The organism is Streptomyces sp. NPDC002838, assembly GCF_040295365.1.
Classification (GTDB): Bacteria; Actinomycetota; Actinomycetes; order Streptomycetales; family Streptomycetaceae; genus Streptomyces.
This window is the reverse complement of the sequence record NZ_JBEOVF010000071.1, coordinates 1-15,582: the sequence shown is the minus strand read 5'-3', so window position 1 is coordinate 15,582 and position 15,582 is coordinate 1. Positions and strand designations below refer to the sequence as shown.

General features: G+C 68.8%; 14 protein-coding genes and 1 pseudogene. 12 read left to right on the top strand and 3 right to left on the bottom strand.

The genetic code is table 11. The features are described 5' to 3' along the window. Positions 1-6: 6 nt before the first annotated feature. The 6 genes from ABT063_RS46020 (at position 7) to ABT063_RS45995 (ending at position 6,427) form a co-directional block, all read left to right on the top strand. Positions 7-765, top strand: coding sequence for an SDR family NAD(P)-dependent oxidoreductase (locus tag ABT063_RS46020; protein WP_351067141.1), 759 nt, complete (start codon positions 7-9; stop codon positions 763-765). Next, on the top strand, positions 762-1,796 hold the full coding sequence (locus tag ABT063_RS46015; protein ID WP_351067139.1) for an aldo/keto reductase: 1,035 nt from the start codon (positions 762-764) through the stop codon (positions 1,794-1,796). Before ABT063_RS46020 ends, ABT063_RS46015 begins: the two co-directional genes overlap by 4 nt. A 5-nt stretch (positions 1,797-1,801) precedes the next feature. Beyond that, the gene (locus ABT063_RS46010) at positions 1,802-2,704 is read left to right on the top strand and encodes an amidohydrolase family protein (RefSeq protein ID WP_351067171.1); all 903 of its coding nucleotides are present in this window, start codon (positions 1,802-1,804) and stop codon (positions 2,702-2,704) included. A 386-nt stretch (positions 2,705-3,090) separates the two neighbouring features. Continuing rightward, on the top strand, positions 3,091-4,050 hold the full coding sequence (locus tag ABT063_RS46005) for a TerC family protein (protein ID WP_351067137.1): 960 nt from the start codon (positions 3,091-3,093) through the stop codon (positions 4,048-4,050). A gap of 148 nt (positions 4,051-4,198) precedes the next feature. Then, positions 4,199-6,151 carry an excinuclease ABC subunit UvrA gene (locus ABT063_RS46000; RefSeq protein WP_351067135.1) on the top strand — a complete coding sequence of 651 codons (1,953 nt, stop codon included), beginning with the start codon at positions 4,199-4,201 and terminating at the stop codon, positions 6,149-6,151. Positions 6,152-6,244: 93 nt separating this feature from the next. Then, positions 6,245-6,427: a hypothetical protein gene (locus tag ABT063_RS45995; protein WP_351067133.1), complete on the top strand. Its 183-nt coding sequence runs from the start codon at positions 6,245-6,247 to the stop codon at positions 6,425-6,427. 629 nt (positions 6,428-7,056) lie between these two features. Here ABT063_RS45995 and ABT063_RS45990 read toward each other — a convergent pair. Further along, a complete protein-coding gene (locus ABT063_RS45990) occupies positions 7,057-8,034 on the bottom strand; it encodes an AraC-like ligand-binding domain-containing protein (RefSeq protein WP_351067131.1) in 978 nt (325 codons plus the stop codon). 230 nt (positions 8,035-8,264) lie between these two features. Here ABT063_RS45990 and ABT063_RS45985 point away from each other — a divergent pair, with 230 nt between their 5' ends. The 5 genes and pseudogenes from ABT063_RS45985 (at position 8,265) to ABT063_RS45965 (ending at position 13,362) form a co-directional block, all read left to right on the top strand. Further along, a complete protein-coding gene (locus ABT063_RS45985; protein WP_351067129.1) occupies positions 8,265-9,305 on the top strand; it encodes a phenylacetaldoxime dehydratase family protein in 1,041 nt (346 codons plus the stop codon). Between the two features lie 50 nt (positions 9,306-9,355). Next, complete coding sequence (locus tag ABT063_RS45980) at positions 9,356-10,375, top strand: carbon-nitrogen hydrolase family protein (protein ID WP_283973607.1); 1,020 nt, start codon at positions 9,356-9,358, stop codon at positions 10,373-10,375. 371 nt (positions 10,376-10,746) lie between these two features. Continuing rightward, positions 10,747-12,093, top strand: a complete 1,347-nt coding sequence (gene paaK, locus ABT063_RS45975; RefSeq protein ID WP_351067127.1) for a phenylacetate--CoA ligase PaaK — start codon at positions 10,747-10,749, stop codon at positions 12,091-12,093. Positions 12,094-12,513: 420 nt separating this feature from the next. Beyond that, positions 12,514-12,705 (top strand): annotated as a pseudogene (locus ABT063_RS52505) (transposase); the annotation flags it as partial. A gap of 69 nt (positions 12,706-12,774) precedes the next feature. Further along, positions 12,775-13,362 carry a DinB family protein gene (locus ABT063_RS45965; protein WP_351067125.1) on the top strand — a complete coding sequence of 196 codons (588 nt, stop codon included), beginning with the start codon at positions 12,775-12,777 and terminating at the stop codon, positions 13,360-13,362. Between the two features lie 22 nt (positions 13,363-13,384). Here ABT063_RS45965 and ABT063_RS45960 read toward each other — a convergent pair whose 3' ends face one another. Continuing rightward, positions 13,385-14,485 carry a tyrosine-type recombinase/integrase gene (locus ABT063_RS45960; protein WP_351067124.1) on the bottom strand — a complete coding sequence of 367 codons (1,101 nt, stop codon included), beginning with the start codon at positions 14,483-14,485 and terminating at the stop codon, positions 13,385-13,387. 17 nt (positions 14,486-14,502) lie between these two features. Continuing rightward, a complete protein-coding gene (locus ABT063_RS45955) occupies positions 14,503-15,099 on the bottom strand; it encodes a hypothetical protein (RefSeq protein ID WP_351067122.1) in 597 nt (198 codons plus the stop codon). 117 nt (positions 15,100-15,216) lie between these two features. Here ABT063_RS45955 and ABT063_RS45950 point away from each other — a divergent pair. Then, positions 15,217-15,582, top strand: a 366-nt coding sequence (locus ABT063_RS45950) for a transposase (RefSeq protein ID WP_502991025.1), incomplete at its 3' end; no start/stop codon positions are given.

Genomic DNA, 15,582 nt, shown 5'->3' with positions numbered 1-15,582 from the left:
AGCAGCGTGAGCGGCCTGTCAGGGCTGAAGGCCGTCGTCACCGGCGGCGCGTCCGGCATCGGACTGGCCACATCCCGGATGCTGGCCGAGCACGGCGCCACGGTGACCGTCCTCGACCTTGACCCCTCCGGCGCCCCCGAGCCGCTGATCGCCATCAAGGCCGACCTCGGCGACGACGCCCAGGTACGCGCTGCTGTGGAGACCGCCGCCGGGCAGCTCGGCGGCCTGGACATCCTGGTCAACAACGCGGGCATCGGCGCCGTCGGTACCGTCGAGGACAACCCGGACGAAGAGTGGCACCGCGTCCTCGATGTCAACGTCCTGGGGACGGTGCGCACCACCCGGGCCGCCCTGCCGCATCTGCGGCGCTCGTCGCACGCGGCGGTCGTCAACACCTGCTCCATCGCGGCCACCGCGGGCCTCCCGCAGCGCGCCCTGTACTCCGCCAGCAAGGGTGCGGTGCTGTCGCTGACCCTGGCGATGGCCGCGGACCATGTCCGTGAGGGCATCCGCGTCAACTGCGTCAACCCAGGCACCGCCGACACACCCTGGGTGACCCGGCTCCTGGACGCCGCAGACGACCCGGAGGCGGAACGCGCCGCCCTCGACGCACGCCAGCCCCTGGGCCGCCTGGTCACCGCGGACGAGGTGGCAGCGGCCGTGGTCTACCTGGCGAGCCCTGCCGCGGCCTCCGTCACCGGCATCGCCCTCGCCGTCGACGGTGGCATGCAGGGACTCCGGCTGCGCCCGGCGGTCGGCACATGAGAGCGACGACACTGGGGAGCACCGGTGTCAAGGTCACCGATCTGTCGTTCGGGGCCGCCGGCATCGGCAACCTCTTCCGCCCGGTCACCGACGAGGCCGCGTCCGCCGCGGTGGAGGCGGCCTGGGACGCGGGCGTACGCACCTTCGACACCGCCCCGCACTACGGACTCGGGCTGTCCGAGCGACGCCTGGGTGCCGCGCTGCGCGGACGCGACCGCGACACATACACCGTCTCCACCAAGGTCGGACGACTGCTCGAACCCAACCCGGAGGGTGGCGGCGACGACGATCTCGCCCACGGCTTCGCCGTGCCCGACACCCACCGGCGAGTCTGGGACTTCGGCTCCGACGGAGTCCTGCGCTCCCTGGAAGCGAGCCTGGACCGTCTCGGCCTGGACCGTGTGGACATCGCCTTGCTGCACGACCCGGACCACCACGCCGAGCAGGCCCTCACCGAGGCATACCCGGCGCTGGAACGGCTGCGCGGCGAAGGCGTCGTCAAGGCGATCGGTATCGGAGTGAACCAGTGCGCGCTCCCCGCCCGTTTCCTGCGCGAGACCGACATCGACGTGGTGCTGCTCGCCGGCCGCTACACCCTGCTGGAGCAGGAGGGGCTGGCGGAGGTACTCCCGGAGGCCGCCGCCCGCGGCAGGAGCGTCATCGTCGGCGGGGTGTTCAACTCGGGTCTGCTCACCGACCCGAGGCTCGGGGCCATGTACGACTACGCGCCCACCCCACCAGATGTGCTCGACCGGGCCCTGCGCATGAAAGCGGTCACCGAATGCCACGGCGTACCGCTGCGCGCAGCCGCTCTGCGCTTCCCGTTCGGCCATCCGGCGGTCGCGAGCGTACTGTCCGGCGCGCGTTCCGCCGAGGAGGTCCGCGACACGGTGGATCAGCTGGGGGGAACGGTACCGGCCGCGGTCTGGGACGGACTGCGCGCCGAGGGGCTGCTGCCCCGGCGCGTCCCCGTCCCTGACGCCCCACGACCCGAAGAAGCCGATCGACCGAAGGAGGAGTCGTGGGGGTGACCACCATGGAGGCGAACACCGGTGAGGGCGTCGTCGACGCACACCACCACGTGTGGGACCTCTCCGTCCGCGACCAGGACTGGATCACCGGACGGGAACTCGCCCCGCTGCGCCGTGACTTCACACTCGCCGACCTGGAGCCGGAGGCCCGGACAGCCGGCGTCGCCGCGACGGTCCTGGTCCAGACGATCGATGTCCCGGAGGAAACGCCCGAGTTCCTGGCCCTGGCCCACGACAGCGACCTGGTGGCCGGCGTCGTGGGCTGGACCGACCTGACCTCCCCGGATGTCGCCCGCGCCCTCGCGGCACTGCGGGCGGGGCCCGGTGGCGAGCACCTGGTGGGCATCCGCCACCAGGTGCAGGGCGAAACCGATCCGCGCTGGTTGGTGCGGCCGGACGTGCTGCGTGGGCTCGCCGCAGTGGCCGAGGCAGGGCTCGTCTACGACCTCGTCGTCAGGCCCCACCAGCTCGCGGCCGCCCAGGAGGCCGCCCGACTGCTTCCCGGCCTCACCTTCGTACTCGATCACATGGGCAAGCCCCCCGTCGCCTCGGGCGGGCTGCGGCCGTGGGCGGACGCGGTGCGCCTGTTGGCCTCGCTGCCCAACACCGTCTGCAAGCTCTCCGGCATGGTGACCGAGGCCGACTGGGGCCAGTGGAGCGTCGAGGACCTCAGGCCGTACGCGGACACAGTGCTGGACGCCTTCGGACCGCGGCGGCTGATGTTCGGCTCCGACTGGCCCGTCTGTCGGCTGGCCGCCACCTACGCCGAAGTCGCCGCCGTCGCACAGGAGCTGACGTCAGCACTCCATCCTGCCGAACGCCACGAGGTCTTCGCCGGAACCGCCCTGCGGACCTACGGACTGACCGTCACCGGCTCCCCGGCCGCTCAGGAAGAACCATGCGCATAGCGCCGCCAACAGCGGCTCGGCGCTCTCCAGTAGAGGCGGACTGATGTTTTGTTATGACGTGCGCCACGTTCGTTCATTAGTTACGTTGAGGTGCCTGACCGGCCTTCGCCACCATTCTCCATGCGTCACGAGGATGGAGCCACGATGCCGAACTGCGCGGATTCTCGCACCGTCGGGCAGCCCGTGCCGACGCGTGCCGTCGAAGCCGCCGGGTGTTCCAAGCGTTCGCCTTGATCGTCGCGCCCCGCTGCTTCTCGCCGGAGCGCTGATCGACGCAAGCGCCTCCGGCCTTCGACTGCGCCCGCCGTCCCCCAGCTCCGGGCCAACGCGGATAGCAGCGACATGGAAAACGATGTCCCATCTCCCCACCTGTACCCGGAGTACCAGTGAACGTCTCCCTTGCCGTCTGGCTGCTGACCGTGGCAGCCCTGTGCCTGCTCGTCGCCGTCGACTTCTTCGTCGGCCGCAAGCCCCACGACGTGTCCGTCAAGGAAGCCGGGACATGGACGGTGGTGTGGATCGTCCTGGCCGTGCTGTTCGGGCTGGGGCTGTGGTACTTCGCTGGGAGCGGGCCCACGGGTGAGTTCTTCGCCGGTTACATCACCGAGAAGTCGCTGAGCGTCGACAACCTCTTCGTGTTCGTCCTGATCATGGCCAAGTTCGCGGTGCCGTCGCAGTACCAGCAGCGGGTGCTGATGGTCGGCGTGCTGGTGGCGCTCGTGCTGCGGGCCGTGTTCATCGCGGCCGGCGCGGCGATCATTTCCGCCTTCTCGTGGGTGTTCTACGTCTTCGGCGCCTTCCTGATCTGGACCGCGTGGAAGCTGGTCCAGGATGCGCGCAAGGAGGACCACGAGGAGGAGTACCAGGAGAACAAGCTGCTGAAGATGGCGGAGCAGCGCTTCGGCGTCGCCGACCGCTACCACGGCACCAAGCTGTTCATCACCGAGAACGGCAAGCGGATCATGACCCCGATGCTGGTCGTGATGCTCGCCATCGGCTCCACCGACGTGCTGTTCGCCCTCGACTCCATCCCCGCGATCTATGGCCTGACGCAGGACCCGTACATCGTGTTCACCGCGAACGCCTTCGCCCTCATGGGCCTGCGCCAGCTGTACTTCCTCATCGGCGGCCTGCTGAAGAAGCTGGTCCACCTCTCCTACGGCCTGTCGATCATCCTCGGCTTCATCGGGGTGAAGCTGGTGCTGCACGCCCTGCACGAGTCGGGCGTCCACGTGCCCGAGATCAGTATCCCCTTCTCGCTCGGCTTCATCGTGCTCGTCCTGACGGTCACCACCGTCACCAGCCTGCGCGCTTCAAAGAAGCAGGCGGCGGCTGAGGCCGCATAGAGGACTGACGCATCACCGAGGCATCAGAGCGAACAGATCGCGCGTCATGGCATCCGCCTCGGTGGTCAGCCGGAAATATGGTAAATCGGGGCAAGTTGTGACTCGGCCTGCCTGATGTCGGGCGATACGCTCAGGAGGGAGAAGCGCGATGGCGCACGACGAGGTGACGGGCGGGGTCCCGGGCGCACGAGGTGCGGACCCGGCGGATCCGCCGCTGTCCATCCAGGTGCACGGGGCGAAGGTCCACAACCTGAAGAACGTCGACGTGACGGTGCCGCTGCGTCAACTCGTTGCAGTGGCAGGGGTGTCCGGCTCCGGGAAGTCGTCGCTGGCGATGGGGGTGCTGTACGCGGAGGGCTCACGGCGCTACATCGAGGCGCTGTCCACGTACACCCGCCGGCGCATGGCGCAGGCACCGCGTGCGGCGGTGGACGGCGTCGAGCACGTGCCCGCGGCCCTCGCCTTGCGGCAGCGTCCCGGAGTGCCCGGGGCGCGCAGCACTTTCGGTACGTCGACCGAGCTGCTCAACGTGCTGCGTCTGCTGTTCTCCCGGCTGGGATCACACCTGTGCCCCAATGGCCACCGACAGGACCCGACGATCGACGTGGCCGCGGGACTGGACCTGACCTGCCCTGTGTGCGAGGTGACGTTCTATCCGCCGGGCGCGGAGTCGCTGGCCTTCAACTCGGACGGAGCGTGCCCGCAGTGCACCGGTACCGGCATCGTCCGGGAAGTCGACGAAGCGGCTCTCGTCCCCGATCCGCAACGCACCATCGCCGAAGGGGTGGTGGCACCGTGGTCGATGTTCGGGCTGACGGTGATGCCGCAGGTCGTCGCCGAGTTCGGGGTGCGCACCGACGTGCCGTACGCGGAACTGACCGCTCGCGAGCGGGAAATCGTCCTGCGCGGCCCCGCGGAGCAGCGGCACATCAGCGTCCGGTCCAAGAACGGCAAGCTCTTCGAGCTCGACTTCACCTACCGCAACGCCCGCCGGGCCGTCGAGGAGGCCCTGAACAACGCCACCACCGAACGCGGGCTGAACCGGGTGAACAGGTTCATCAGCGCCCAGGTGTGTCCGTCCTGCCACGGCACCCGGCTCAGCGAGCAGGCCCGCGCCACCCTCGTCGACGGCATCAACCTCGCCGAAGCCACTGCGAAGACGCTCGACGAACTCATCGCCTGGCCCCCCACCCTCGCGGACGCCCTGCCGTCCGAGATGCGCCCGATGGCACACAACATCGTCGCCACCCTGCTGGAGACCGCCCGCCGCCTGGTCGAACTCGGCCTCGGCTACCTCGCCCTGGACCGGGCGAGCTCCACCCTGTCGACCGGCGAGCGGCAACGCGTCCAACTGGCCCGCGCCGTACGCAACCAGACCACCGGCGTGCTCTACGTCCTCGACGAACCCTCCATCGGCCTGCACCCCTCGAACGTGGACGGCCTGCTCGGTGTCATGCGCGACCTGCTCCGCGACGGCAACTCCGTGGTCCTCGTCGACCACGACGTCCAAGTCCTGCGCGAAGCCGACTGGCTCATCGAGATCGGTCCCGGCTCCGGCACCGACGGCGGCACCGTCCTGGCCACCGGCGACGTCACCACACTCGGCAAGGACCCCGACTCCCTGATCGGTGGATTCCTCACCGGCCGCGAACCCGTCCTCGTCCGCCACCGGGCCGGCCGCGACAAGGTGTTCGACCAAGGGCGCATCCACCTCTCCACCCGGCCCCTGCACACCGTGCACGCCCTGGACGTCGACATCCCCCGGGGCCGCCTGACCGCCGTGACCGGCGTGTCCGGATCGGGCAAGACCACGTTGATCCTCGAAAGCCTGATCCCCGCGCTCCAGGCGAAAGCCGCGGGTAGAACGCTGCCTGACCATGTGACCGCGGTTCGCTTCATCCGGACCCGCCCGGCAGAGAGGGTTCTGCGGTCCGATGGCGCTGGGGCGGCGCCTCGACAAGGCCGGCTACCCGCATTCGACTGGCGGTCCTTCCTGCTCAGGTGGAGTGGGGAGTGGGCGGATCGCCTGCCGGACGGCGAGACGATGGCGCAGCTTGTGCTTCACTCGCTTTTCGAACGTGCACGACTTGGCCAGGATTGACGTGAACCTCGCTGCCCAGCCCGTCTGCCGGTTCCTGCGCACCCGCGGCCTGCTGGTGGAGGACCCCGACCTGCATCGGGATGCGGATCCGGCGTGGATCGAGTCGACGCTCACCGCTCCGCCGGAGCCGGTCGCGAGCGAGGGGGAACCTGGGGCAAGGTCATGCGCGAGCAGGGCCGCCGTGAAGGCGGACCGCACGGGTACGACGGCATCCGCCGCTACCTCAGCACGCTCCAGCCCACCCTCACCGCCTCTGGACCACGACGGCCGGCGTGAACTCACTGAGGGCGATCACGAAGGACCACGTCGAGAACACCCTGGACGGTGTGCCCGGCTATGACCGCCGAGGGCTGGCAACAGCCCTGCGCAGCCTGTTCCGTGCACTCAAACGCGAACGAGTGATCTTCCGCAACCCCATCCGGAACCGTCCGGTCGGCGATCTCAAGGGCATCCGAAGCGATCTCAAGGGCATCCGAAGCCATCCCCTCCGACCTTCTGATGGGGGTGCTCGCACAGGCGGCGACGCCGCTAGGCCGCCTCGTCGTTGCTTTCGCCGCCATCCACACATTGCCTGGACACGAGATCCGAACCCTGTACGCCACGGGCCTCGACCTGCCCGCGGCACCCTCGAAGTACGAGGCGGCCTGCTGCGGACCCCCTCTGCCTGGAGGAACTCACCCACCAACTCGCCGACGACTGGACCGCCTAGCGTCACCAGCGGTGGCCCGCCTCAGCCAACCCCACCTGCTGGTCAGCCAGAAGACCGGGTCGACCCCGACCACCCGCCCGTCAGCAGCGGCCTGCTGAGCGGAGCCCTTCCCAGCGGGCTGACGCTGAGCGGCTTACGACCGAGCAGCCACCCTCAGAGAACCGGCCCTCAGAGGTCACTGGTGCAGCCGCGGCGGTCACGGGCCTGGATACCCACCGCCGGTCTCGTCCGCCAGGTTCTGCCATTCGCGCGGGGACATGCCGTAGCAGGCACGGAACGCCCGGCTGAAATGGGCGGGGCTGACGAAGCCCCACCGTTGGGCCACGGCGGCCACGGCCGGTCTGGTCCGGCGTGGACGGCCGAGTTCGCGGCGGCACGCCTCAAGACGGCGCCGGCGAATCCACTCGCTCACCGTCGTCCCCTCCGCTTGGAAGAGACGCTGCAGGTGGCGTACGGAAATGTGGTGGGCGGCGGCGACCGCCTCCGCCGACAGCGCCGGGTCGGCCAGGCGGGCGTCGATGAATGCCCGGATCCGCAACAGCAGGGTCTGCCTCGCGGCGTCCAACGAGGCGGTGCCTTGGCAGAGGCGTTCGGTGATGAGGGTGGTGATCAGGTCCGTTATGTTCCGTGCAAGCAGTTCGCCGATTTCAGGGTGGTATGTATCCACCTCGGCCGCCACTTTGTACAGCAGGGGCACCACCATGCCGGCCAGGCCCTGATCCGGGCCGATCGTCACCCCGGTGATGCGTTGGAGGTCGGATTCGGGTACCCCCAGCGTCCGCCGCGGCATCTGGAAGACCACTGTCTCGAAGCGATCGGGGAAGTCGAGCGTGTACGGGCGGGTCGTGTCGTACAGGGCGAGCTCACCAGGGCCCAGCACTGCGGTCCGCTCGTTCTGGACGACCACACCCCTGCCGCGGGTCTGCAGGCCGAGCAGCATGTACTCGTCCGACGACTCGGCGATCAGGCTCCTGGTGCGCCGGACCAGCTCCCGGTCGGCGTCCACGGTGGAGATCCGCAGCTGTCCGAGCTGCTCAGTGGCGACGCTTCCGGAGAAGAGCGTGTCCCTGGGCGTGGTGACGTCGAGCGGCACGAAGGTCCGCCACACGGCGTCATGCCAGTAGGACAGCCTGTCATTGGGCGGTACGGAATCCGTGGAAAGGACGAAGGCCACGATGCGCCTCCCTTCTCACCCGCCGCGCGAACAGCGTAGTCAAGCCGGAGTCCACCGGATGTCCCAGGTGCGTTTCGGACAGGCGTCACGGCGTCCGGCTCACTCGGCAGATCTGTGAAGCACAGGGTCACCCGGTTCGTCGTCTCTGGGCAAGTACCTGGACGCCTGCGGTCAAGACCGCCCCCTGCGCCGACCGTAGCCTCCACGGCACAGACTCCACAGGAGGTGACATGGCCAGAAACGCAACGCCCGGGCATACGCCCCGCTTCACCGCGTACAGTGCCCGGTTCCCCCGGGGCACGGAGACGTTCGTATTCGCTCAGTACGGCTGTCAGGCGGCGTCGGCGGGCGAGGCCGCGAAGGGTGCGGGCACGCTCGCGGGCTTGTTCGCCGGCCCGGACGGCCCGGACGTGCTGGACCGGGGGTCGTTCACCGATGCCGCCGGAGCGCACAACGCGCTCTGGCTGGCGTACTGGTACGACCTCGAGGCCCACCGCCGGTGGGAGGAGTCGCCGCCCGTCCGCTCCGCCTGGGAGTCCCTGCCCGATGAGGGGCCCGTGGGCCACTGGCGCGAGGTGTCCGTCATTCCGCTCGAGCGAAGCGAGACCCTGCACACCCACCGCCGCGAGGACTACGCCACCGGTGGACTGTCCCAGAACGCTGCGGTGGAACTGCCCGAGACCCCGGTGCACGACTACTGGGGCGCCGCCCGCGACCGTATCGCCGCTTCGGCGACCGAGACGCTGGAACCCGCGCTGCCGGTGTTCGCACCGCGCGACCCGGACGCCGGTGGCACGCTGGGCCGGCGCGTCGCCGTGGAGGTGCCCGGGAACGTCGCCCTGATCCGCACCGCCCAGGACTGGTCGGCGAGCGCGCTGTACCGCGAGAAGTACCTGGCCGACGTCAAGCCGGTGAAGGACCGAGGTGTCGACTTCCTCGCCACGCACGCGGAATCCGGCTGCATCGCGGCCCGCAACCTCGCCGAGGAGTCGGCCGACGGCGCGCCTCTCGACCGGGCCTGCACCATCGCCTGGTTCGCCTCGCTGGACCACCTCATGACCTGGTGCCGGCCGCACCGCACCCATCTTGAGATCTACGCCAGCTTTTTCCAGATGGTCGGTGGCGGCGAAGGGCCGCTGGACGTCGCGTTCTGGCACGAGGTGTCCGTGCTACCCAGTGGATCGGTCACCGCCGAGTACGTCAACTGCCACCCGCGCACCGGATTCCTTCCCCTCCCCGCCGCTCACCACGGCATCACCGCAGCCGTTTGACGACGTGCCGGGCCGCCCGGCACGAACGAGCCTGAATCAAGGAGCAACCCATGGTCGAGTACACCGGCGCCTTCAAGGCCGCCGTGGTCCAGGCGGAGCCGGTATGGCTCGATGCCGACGCCACGATCGACAAGAGCATCGCCCTGATCGAGGAAGCCTCCCGGGCCGGAGCACAGCTCATCGCCTTCGGCGAGACGTTCATCCCGGGCTACCCCTGGTGGTTGTGGCTGGACTCGCCCGCCGCGGGCTTCCAGTTCATCGGCCGTTACCACGAGAACTCACTCACCTTGGACGGGCCGCGCTTCCAGCGCCTGCTCGACGCCGCCCGCGCGAACGACATCGCCGTGGTCGCCGGCTACAGCGAGCGCGGCGGCGGCAGCCTCTACATGGGCCAGGCTGTGATCTCCGCGGACGGCGAACTGGTGGGCGCCCGGCGCAAACTCAAGCCGACCCACGTGGAACGCACCGTCTTCGGTGAGGGTGACGGCTCCGACCTGGCCGTCCACGACACCGCCCTGGGCCGGGTCGGTGCCCTGTGCTGCTGGGAACACCTCCAGCCGCTCACCAAGTACGCCATGTTCAGCAAGCATGAGCAGGTACACGTGGCCGCCTGGCCCAGCTTCTCCGTCTACAAGGGCGCCGCCTACGCACTCGGTCCCGAGGTCAACACGGCCGCCTCGCAACTCTACGCTGTGGAGGGCCAGGTCTTCGTTCTTGCCCCGTGCGCCATGGTCGGTGACGCAGGTCTCGACCTGTTCTGTGGCGACGACCCCGTCAAGCGGCAGCTGCTGCAGCGCGGCGGCGGCTTCGCCCGCGTCTACGGCCCCGACGGCCGCCCGTTGGCCGAGCCGCTGCCCGAGGACGCTGAAGGCATCCTCTACGCCGACATCGACCTGTCCGCCATCCCCATCGCCAAGTCCGCGGCCGACCCCGTCGGGCACTACTCCCGCCCCGACGTCACCCGTCTCCTGCTCAACCCGGCACCGCGCCGGCCTGTCGAGAACACCGCCGCAGGCGTCGAGGGCTTCGACGAGTTGACCGCTGCGGAACCGGAGACGGCGGACGCCTGACCCGGAACCGGCATCGAACTGCTGGAACGGCGAGGCCACGGCCGTACCACGTATGACCGTGGCCTCGGTGATGGCGAACGGACACGAGACCACCTGCGGCGGCTACGTGTCCCTGCTCGCCAACACCACCCTTGCCTGTGACCGTCGCGGCGGGCGGCGGCATCGATTTCGTCGACCGGGCGTACGAGGGCGACGTGCTCGTGGGGAGCGCCGAGGAACGCACCCGGACGGCAGCGGCATCTGCGACGTGACCGTCGGGCGCTGCGACGACGTGATCGCCGAGTTCCGCAGACGCAGCCACAGCATCAGAGGACCACGACGAAGGACACAAAGGCGGCCAGGACGCCGAGCACCAACACGAAGGAGTCGCGATGCGTAACCAGCCGATGGCCATGGCGGCCCCGACACCCCGCCGGGGAGACCCGCTTCCTCACAACCTGCTGGACGACAGCGAGCGCCTGAGCCGCGAGCAGCTCGAAGAACTCCAGCTCGACCGCCTGCGCACGACTCTGCGGCACGCATACGAGAACGTGGAGCTGTACCGGAGGAAATTCGACGAGGCCGGGGTGAGGCCCGACGATTGCCGCAGCCTGAACGACCTTTCCCGGTACCCCTTCACCACGAAGGCCGACCTACGGGACACCTACCCCTTCGGCATGTTCGCCGTCCCGATGACCGACATCCGGCGCGTCCACGCCTCCAGCGGCACCACCGGCCGCCCCACGGTCGTCGGCTACACGGACAACGATCTCTCCATGTGGGCGGACGTCGTCGCCCGCTCGATCCGGGCGGCCGGCGGCCGCCCCGGGCACAAGGTGCACATCTCCTACGGCTACGGCCTGTTCACCGGCGGACTCGGCGCGCACTACGGAGCCGAGCGCGTCGGATGCACGGTGATCCCGACCTCCGGTGGCATGACGGCACGGCAGGTGCAGCTCATCCAGGACTTCCGGCCTGAGATCATCATGGTGACCCCGTCCTACATGCTCACCCTCCTCGACGAATTCGCGAAGCAGGGCATCGACCCGCGCACCAGCTCCCTGAAGGTGGGCATCTTCGGCGCCGAGCCGTGGACCGAGGAGATGCGCCGCGAGATCGAGGAGCGCATGGACATCCACGCCGTCGACATCTATGGCCTGTCCGAAGTGATCGGCCCCGGCGTGGCACAGGAGTGCGTGGAGACCAAGGATGGTCTGCACGTGTGGGAGGACCACTTCTACCCCGAGGTGGTCGACCCGCTCACAGGCGCCGCTCTACCCGAGGGCGACAGTGGCGAACTCGTCTTCACCTCCCTCACCAAGGAAGCCCTTCCGGTCATCCGGTACCGCACCCGCGACCTGACCCGGCTGCTGCCCGGCACCGCCCGGCCCGTCTTCCGCCGCATCAAGAAGATCACCGGCCGCAGCGACGACATGATCATCCTGCGTGGAGTCAACGTCTTCCCCAGTCAGATCGAGGAGATCGTGCTGAGCACACCCGGCGTCGCCCCGCATTTCCAGATCCAGCTCACCGAGCGCGGCCGCATGGACCATATGATCGTCCGGGTCGAGGCCCGCCCCGGCGCCAGCCCCGAACGGCGCGAGACGGCCGCTCGAACGATCGCCCAGGGCGTCAAGGACAGGGTGGGCGTCACCGTCGAGGTGGCCGTGGTCGACCCCGAGACCCTGGAGCGTTCGCTCGGCAAGCTTCGCCGGATTAAGGACCTCCGCCGGGTGTGACCGCCGACCTCGCGGACACGGCTGGGTGGACAGAGCCGGCCTGTTTTTGTGGACGGTCCCCAGCACCACGCTGACCTGCAAGCTCACCGGCATCACAGAGGCATCGGTTTCGGCCGGAACGAACCCCACCAGCGTCCTGGATCGACATCAGAAGCCGTATCTCAACCGATCTTGGAACGTGTGGATCGAACGGAGTTCCTGGGGGGGTGATCTCCCGGCGGTACGCGCATGAAGGCAGGGCCTCCTGGTAGCTCGGGGGTGCGACCCCATTCCGAGCGGTTCCCGGAGGCCCTGTTGTCGTTGTTGTACGCGCCCGAGCCCGCCCACTTCAACTCGCCCGCCGTGTCGTGCGATTGCCTCGCGCACGTGTACGGCAACGCTGCCGATCATCCCGATCGGGTTCGCCGGTATCCGTCGGACATGACGGACGCGGAGTGGGCGGCCATCCGGCCGTTGTTGCCGGTGCCGGCCTGGCTTCAGGGGCGGGGCGGACGGCCCGAGGGCTACTGCCACCGCCAACTGCTGGACGCGATCCGCTACCTGGTCGCGGGCGGGATCTCCTGGCGGGCGATGCCCGCGGACTTCCCCGCCTTTCTGTGGAATCAGATTTTTCAAGGTTGTGGCCCTTTTGCCGTGAAGAAAAGCAGTGGACGGTGATCACGCGAACGGGACACTGGTTCGATGACTGAATCAGACACGAAGGCGGATCTCCGTCTCTACTTGCAGGATGCCCGTGACGCGCTGTTGTGGAAGCTGGAAGGCTTGTCGGAGTACGACATCCGCCGACCCATGACTCCGACAGCCACCAACCTGCTGGGGCTGGTCAAGCACCTGACCGGCGCCGAAGCGGCGTATTTCGGCGAGACCTTCGGCCGGCCGGTTGAGGCGCCGCCGCTCTGGATCACGGGGGCTGCCAAGCCGAACACTGACCTGTGGGCGACCGCCGACGAGACGCGTGAGCAGATCGTCGACGATTACCGCCGGGTGTGCGCTCACTCGGACGTGACGATCGAGTCGCTTCCCCTCGACGCTGTCGGCCAGGTGCCGTGGGGTCCACGGCCTGAGCTGCCACTCCGCCGGATTCTTGTCCACATGATCGCCGAGACTCAGCGGCATGCTGGGCATGCCGACATCGTCCGTGAACTCATCGACGGGACCACAGGACAGCGGCCCGGGAGCGACAACGTGGCGCCCGGCGACTCGGCCTGGTGGGAGGACTACCGGAGCCGACTGGAGCAGGTGGCCAAGGAGGCAGACTCAGGCTCGTAGATCAAGTGCCTTCCGGCCCCGCTCAGTCCCCTCTTCCTTGGCGGACTTCCACGATGGGCAGCATCGTGGCGGTGGGAGGGTGGCCGAGTTCGTGGGGAGTGGGGCCGGCGGGTGTCGGGACGTCCGCGAGGCGGCCCAGGAGGCGGTCCAGCGCGAGCTGGCCGTCTTGGACGGCGGCTTGCTCGTCATCGGTGAGCGGAATGGCAGCAAGCATCTTCTGCAGGTTGTCCTTCGCCTCCTGCAGTTGGCCCTTGCTGGAGTCCTTCGGGGTGTAGAAGTCGCAGCGTGCGCAGGCCATGCGGTGCTGGCACTGTTCGAAGAAGGTGTAGGTGCACCAGCCGTGGCCGAGGTCGTAGTACTGCCACGGTTCGCCGCGGGCGGCGGCGCCGGAGGCGACCGCGTCTCGGTCGACGAGGACCTCGATGGTGCGCACGTTCCGGGCGAAGTAGCCGGCGTCCTGGTAGGCCCTGGCCAGGGTGTTCGGGGTGATCTTTGCGTAGTGGGCGGTCGCTTCGGGCGTCCGGTGGCCGAGCCATTCCTGCAGCTCGAAGAGGGTCATCGGCTCCTTGGCGTTGTAGAGCTGGCTGGCGATGGTGGACCGGGCCCGGTGGCTGGTGATGCTGCCGCGGACATCGGCACTGGGGACGCCGGCCTTGCGGCAGAGCATCGGGATGATCGCCGTGTTGATGTAGTGCTTGGCGACCCGGCGGGCGCGGTGGGCGAACAGGAAGTCGGCGTACTCGCCGGTCTTGGAGTCGAGCATCGGCGGCTGGGCAGGCCGGACGGCCTGCCATGCCTCGATGGCCTGGCCCAAGAGCGGATCGACCGGCTTGGTGAACGCGGTGCCGGTCTTGTGCGTCGGCACGTCCAGCAGGCAGACGGCGTCGCGGGCGAGGACCTCGCCGGAATCGCCGGGAATGGGCAGGCCGTCGTGCTGCCAGCGGATGCACCCCACCCGGAACCGGGCGATCTCGTCACTGCGTTGACCGGCAAACAGCCAGGTCAACGTGATGGCCCGGATCAACTCGACCGGATAGGTGCGGCCGTCCGCGGTCGGCAGATCGCCGAGCTCGACGTTCAGGCCCGCCCAGAGCAACTTGGCCCAGATGTCATCGGCGATCACCCGCGGGTCCGGCCCCATCAGGGCGCGAACGCTTCGCGGGTTCTCAGGGCATGGGCCGGGTCGAACCTGCGCGGGATCAACTCCCATTCGTGCAGGTCGCGGAAGAACGCGCGGGGCACCTTGAGGTAGCCGGATTTCGTCTGCGGCGTGAGAGGTTTCCCCAGGCGATCCTGCGAGCGCATGCCGTGGGTCCACTGTGAGAAGTCGCCGACGGTCATCCGGTCTACCGCGGCGACCCAGGACGCGCAGGTCTGGCGGGTCCACTGGCTGGGCTCGGTGATCTCGGGGTGCTCGGCGGCGAACCAGCGGCCGATCTTCGCGAGCACGCTGCGGTAGCCTCTGCGGATCTTCGGAGTCAGCGTCGATGTCGCGTACCAATGCTCAACCGACGCCGCCCACGGGGCTGGCACTCCCTCCATCGCAGCCGGTCCGGCCTCATGCCCTGACGGTGGCGGGTCCGCGTGGCCGAGTGCCGCGACCGCCCGGTGGAGGCCGTAGAGATCCTTGCCCCACTGCCCACTCATCGCCGGGTGAACACGCAGTGCGGCCAGGGACTCGGTGGACAGATCCTCCAGCAGCGGGCTGCGGTTCAGCAGCAGCATCTGGCAGATCACCGCGGCCAGCTTGGCGGCGTCACGGCGATAGCCCCAGTCGGCCAGTGGGCTTGATCCGCTTTGACGGACATCCGAGATCAGGGGTTCTGCCCCGGAAGGATGTCCATCATGGAGAGCATGGGGAAGAAGAAGCCTCGGCCTCGCCGTTCGTTCACGCCGGAGTTCAAGGCCGAGATCGTCGAGCTGTGCCGACGTGGTGACCGCTCGGTGGGCCAGGTCGCCAAGGACTTTGATCTGACGGAGACGGCGGTGCGGCTGTGGGTCAGCCAGGCCGAGGTCGACGCGGGCGAGCGGGACGGCCTGACCAGCAGCGAGCGCGAGGAACTGGCCGCGCTGCGGCGGGAGAACCGTCGGCTGCGGGAGGACGTGGAGATCCTCAAGCGGGCCACCTTAGATTCAACCGGTCAAGGCAACACTCTCGGCTGGTGTGCGAAATCCCAGGCACTTGCGCGGACGGTTGTTGAGTTTCGTCGCGATGGCATC

Coding starts and splice junctions, on each gene's coding strand:
- ABT063_RS46015 (WP_351067139.1), top strand. CDS start 762: ATGAGAGCGACGACACTGGGGAGCACCGGTGTCAAGGTCACCGATCTG.
- ABT063_RS46010 (WP_351067171.1), top strand. CDS start 1,802: ATGGAGGCGAACACCGGTGAGGGCGTCGTCGACGCACACCACCACGTG.
- ABT063_RS46000 (WP_351067135.1), top strand. CDS start 4,199: ATGGCGCACGACGAGGTGACGGGCGGGGTCCCGGGCGCACGAGGTGCG.
- ABT063_RS45985 (WP_351067129.1), top strand. CDS start 8,265: ATGGCCAGAAACGCAACGCCCGGGCATACGCCCCGCTTCACCGCGTAC.
- ABT063_RS45980 (WP_283973607.1), top strand. CDS start 9,356: ATGGTCGAGTACACCGGCGCCTTCAAGGCCGCCGTGGTCCAGGCGGAG.
- paaK (WP_351067127.1), top strand. CDS start 10,747: ATGCGTAACCAGCCGATGGCCATGGCGGCCCCGACACCCCGCCGGGGA.
- ABT063_RS45965 (WP_351067125.1), top strand. CDS start 12,775: ATGACTGAATCAGACACGAAGGCGGATCTCCGTCTCTACTTGCAGGAT.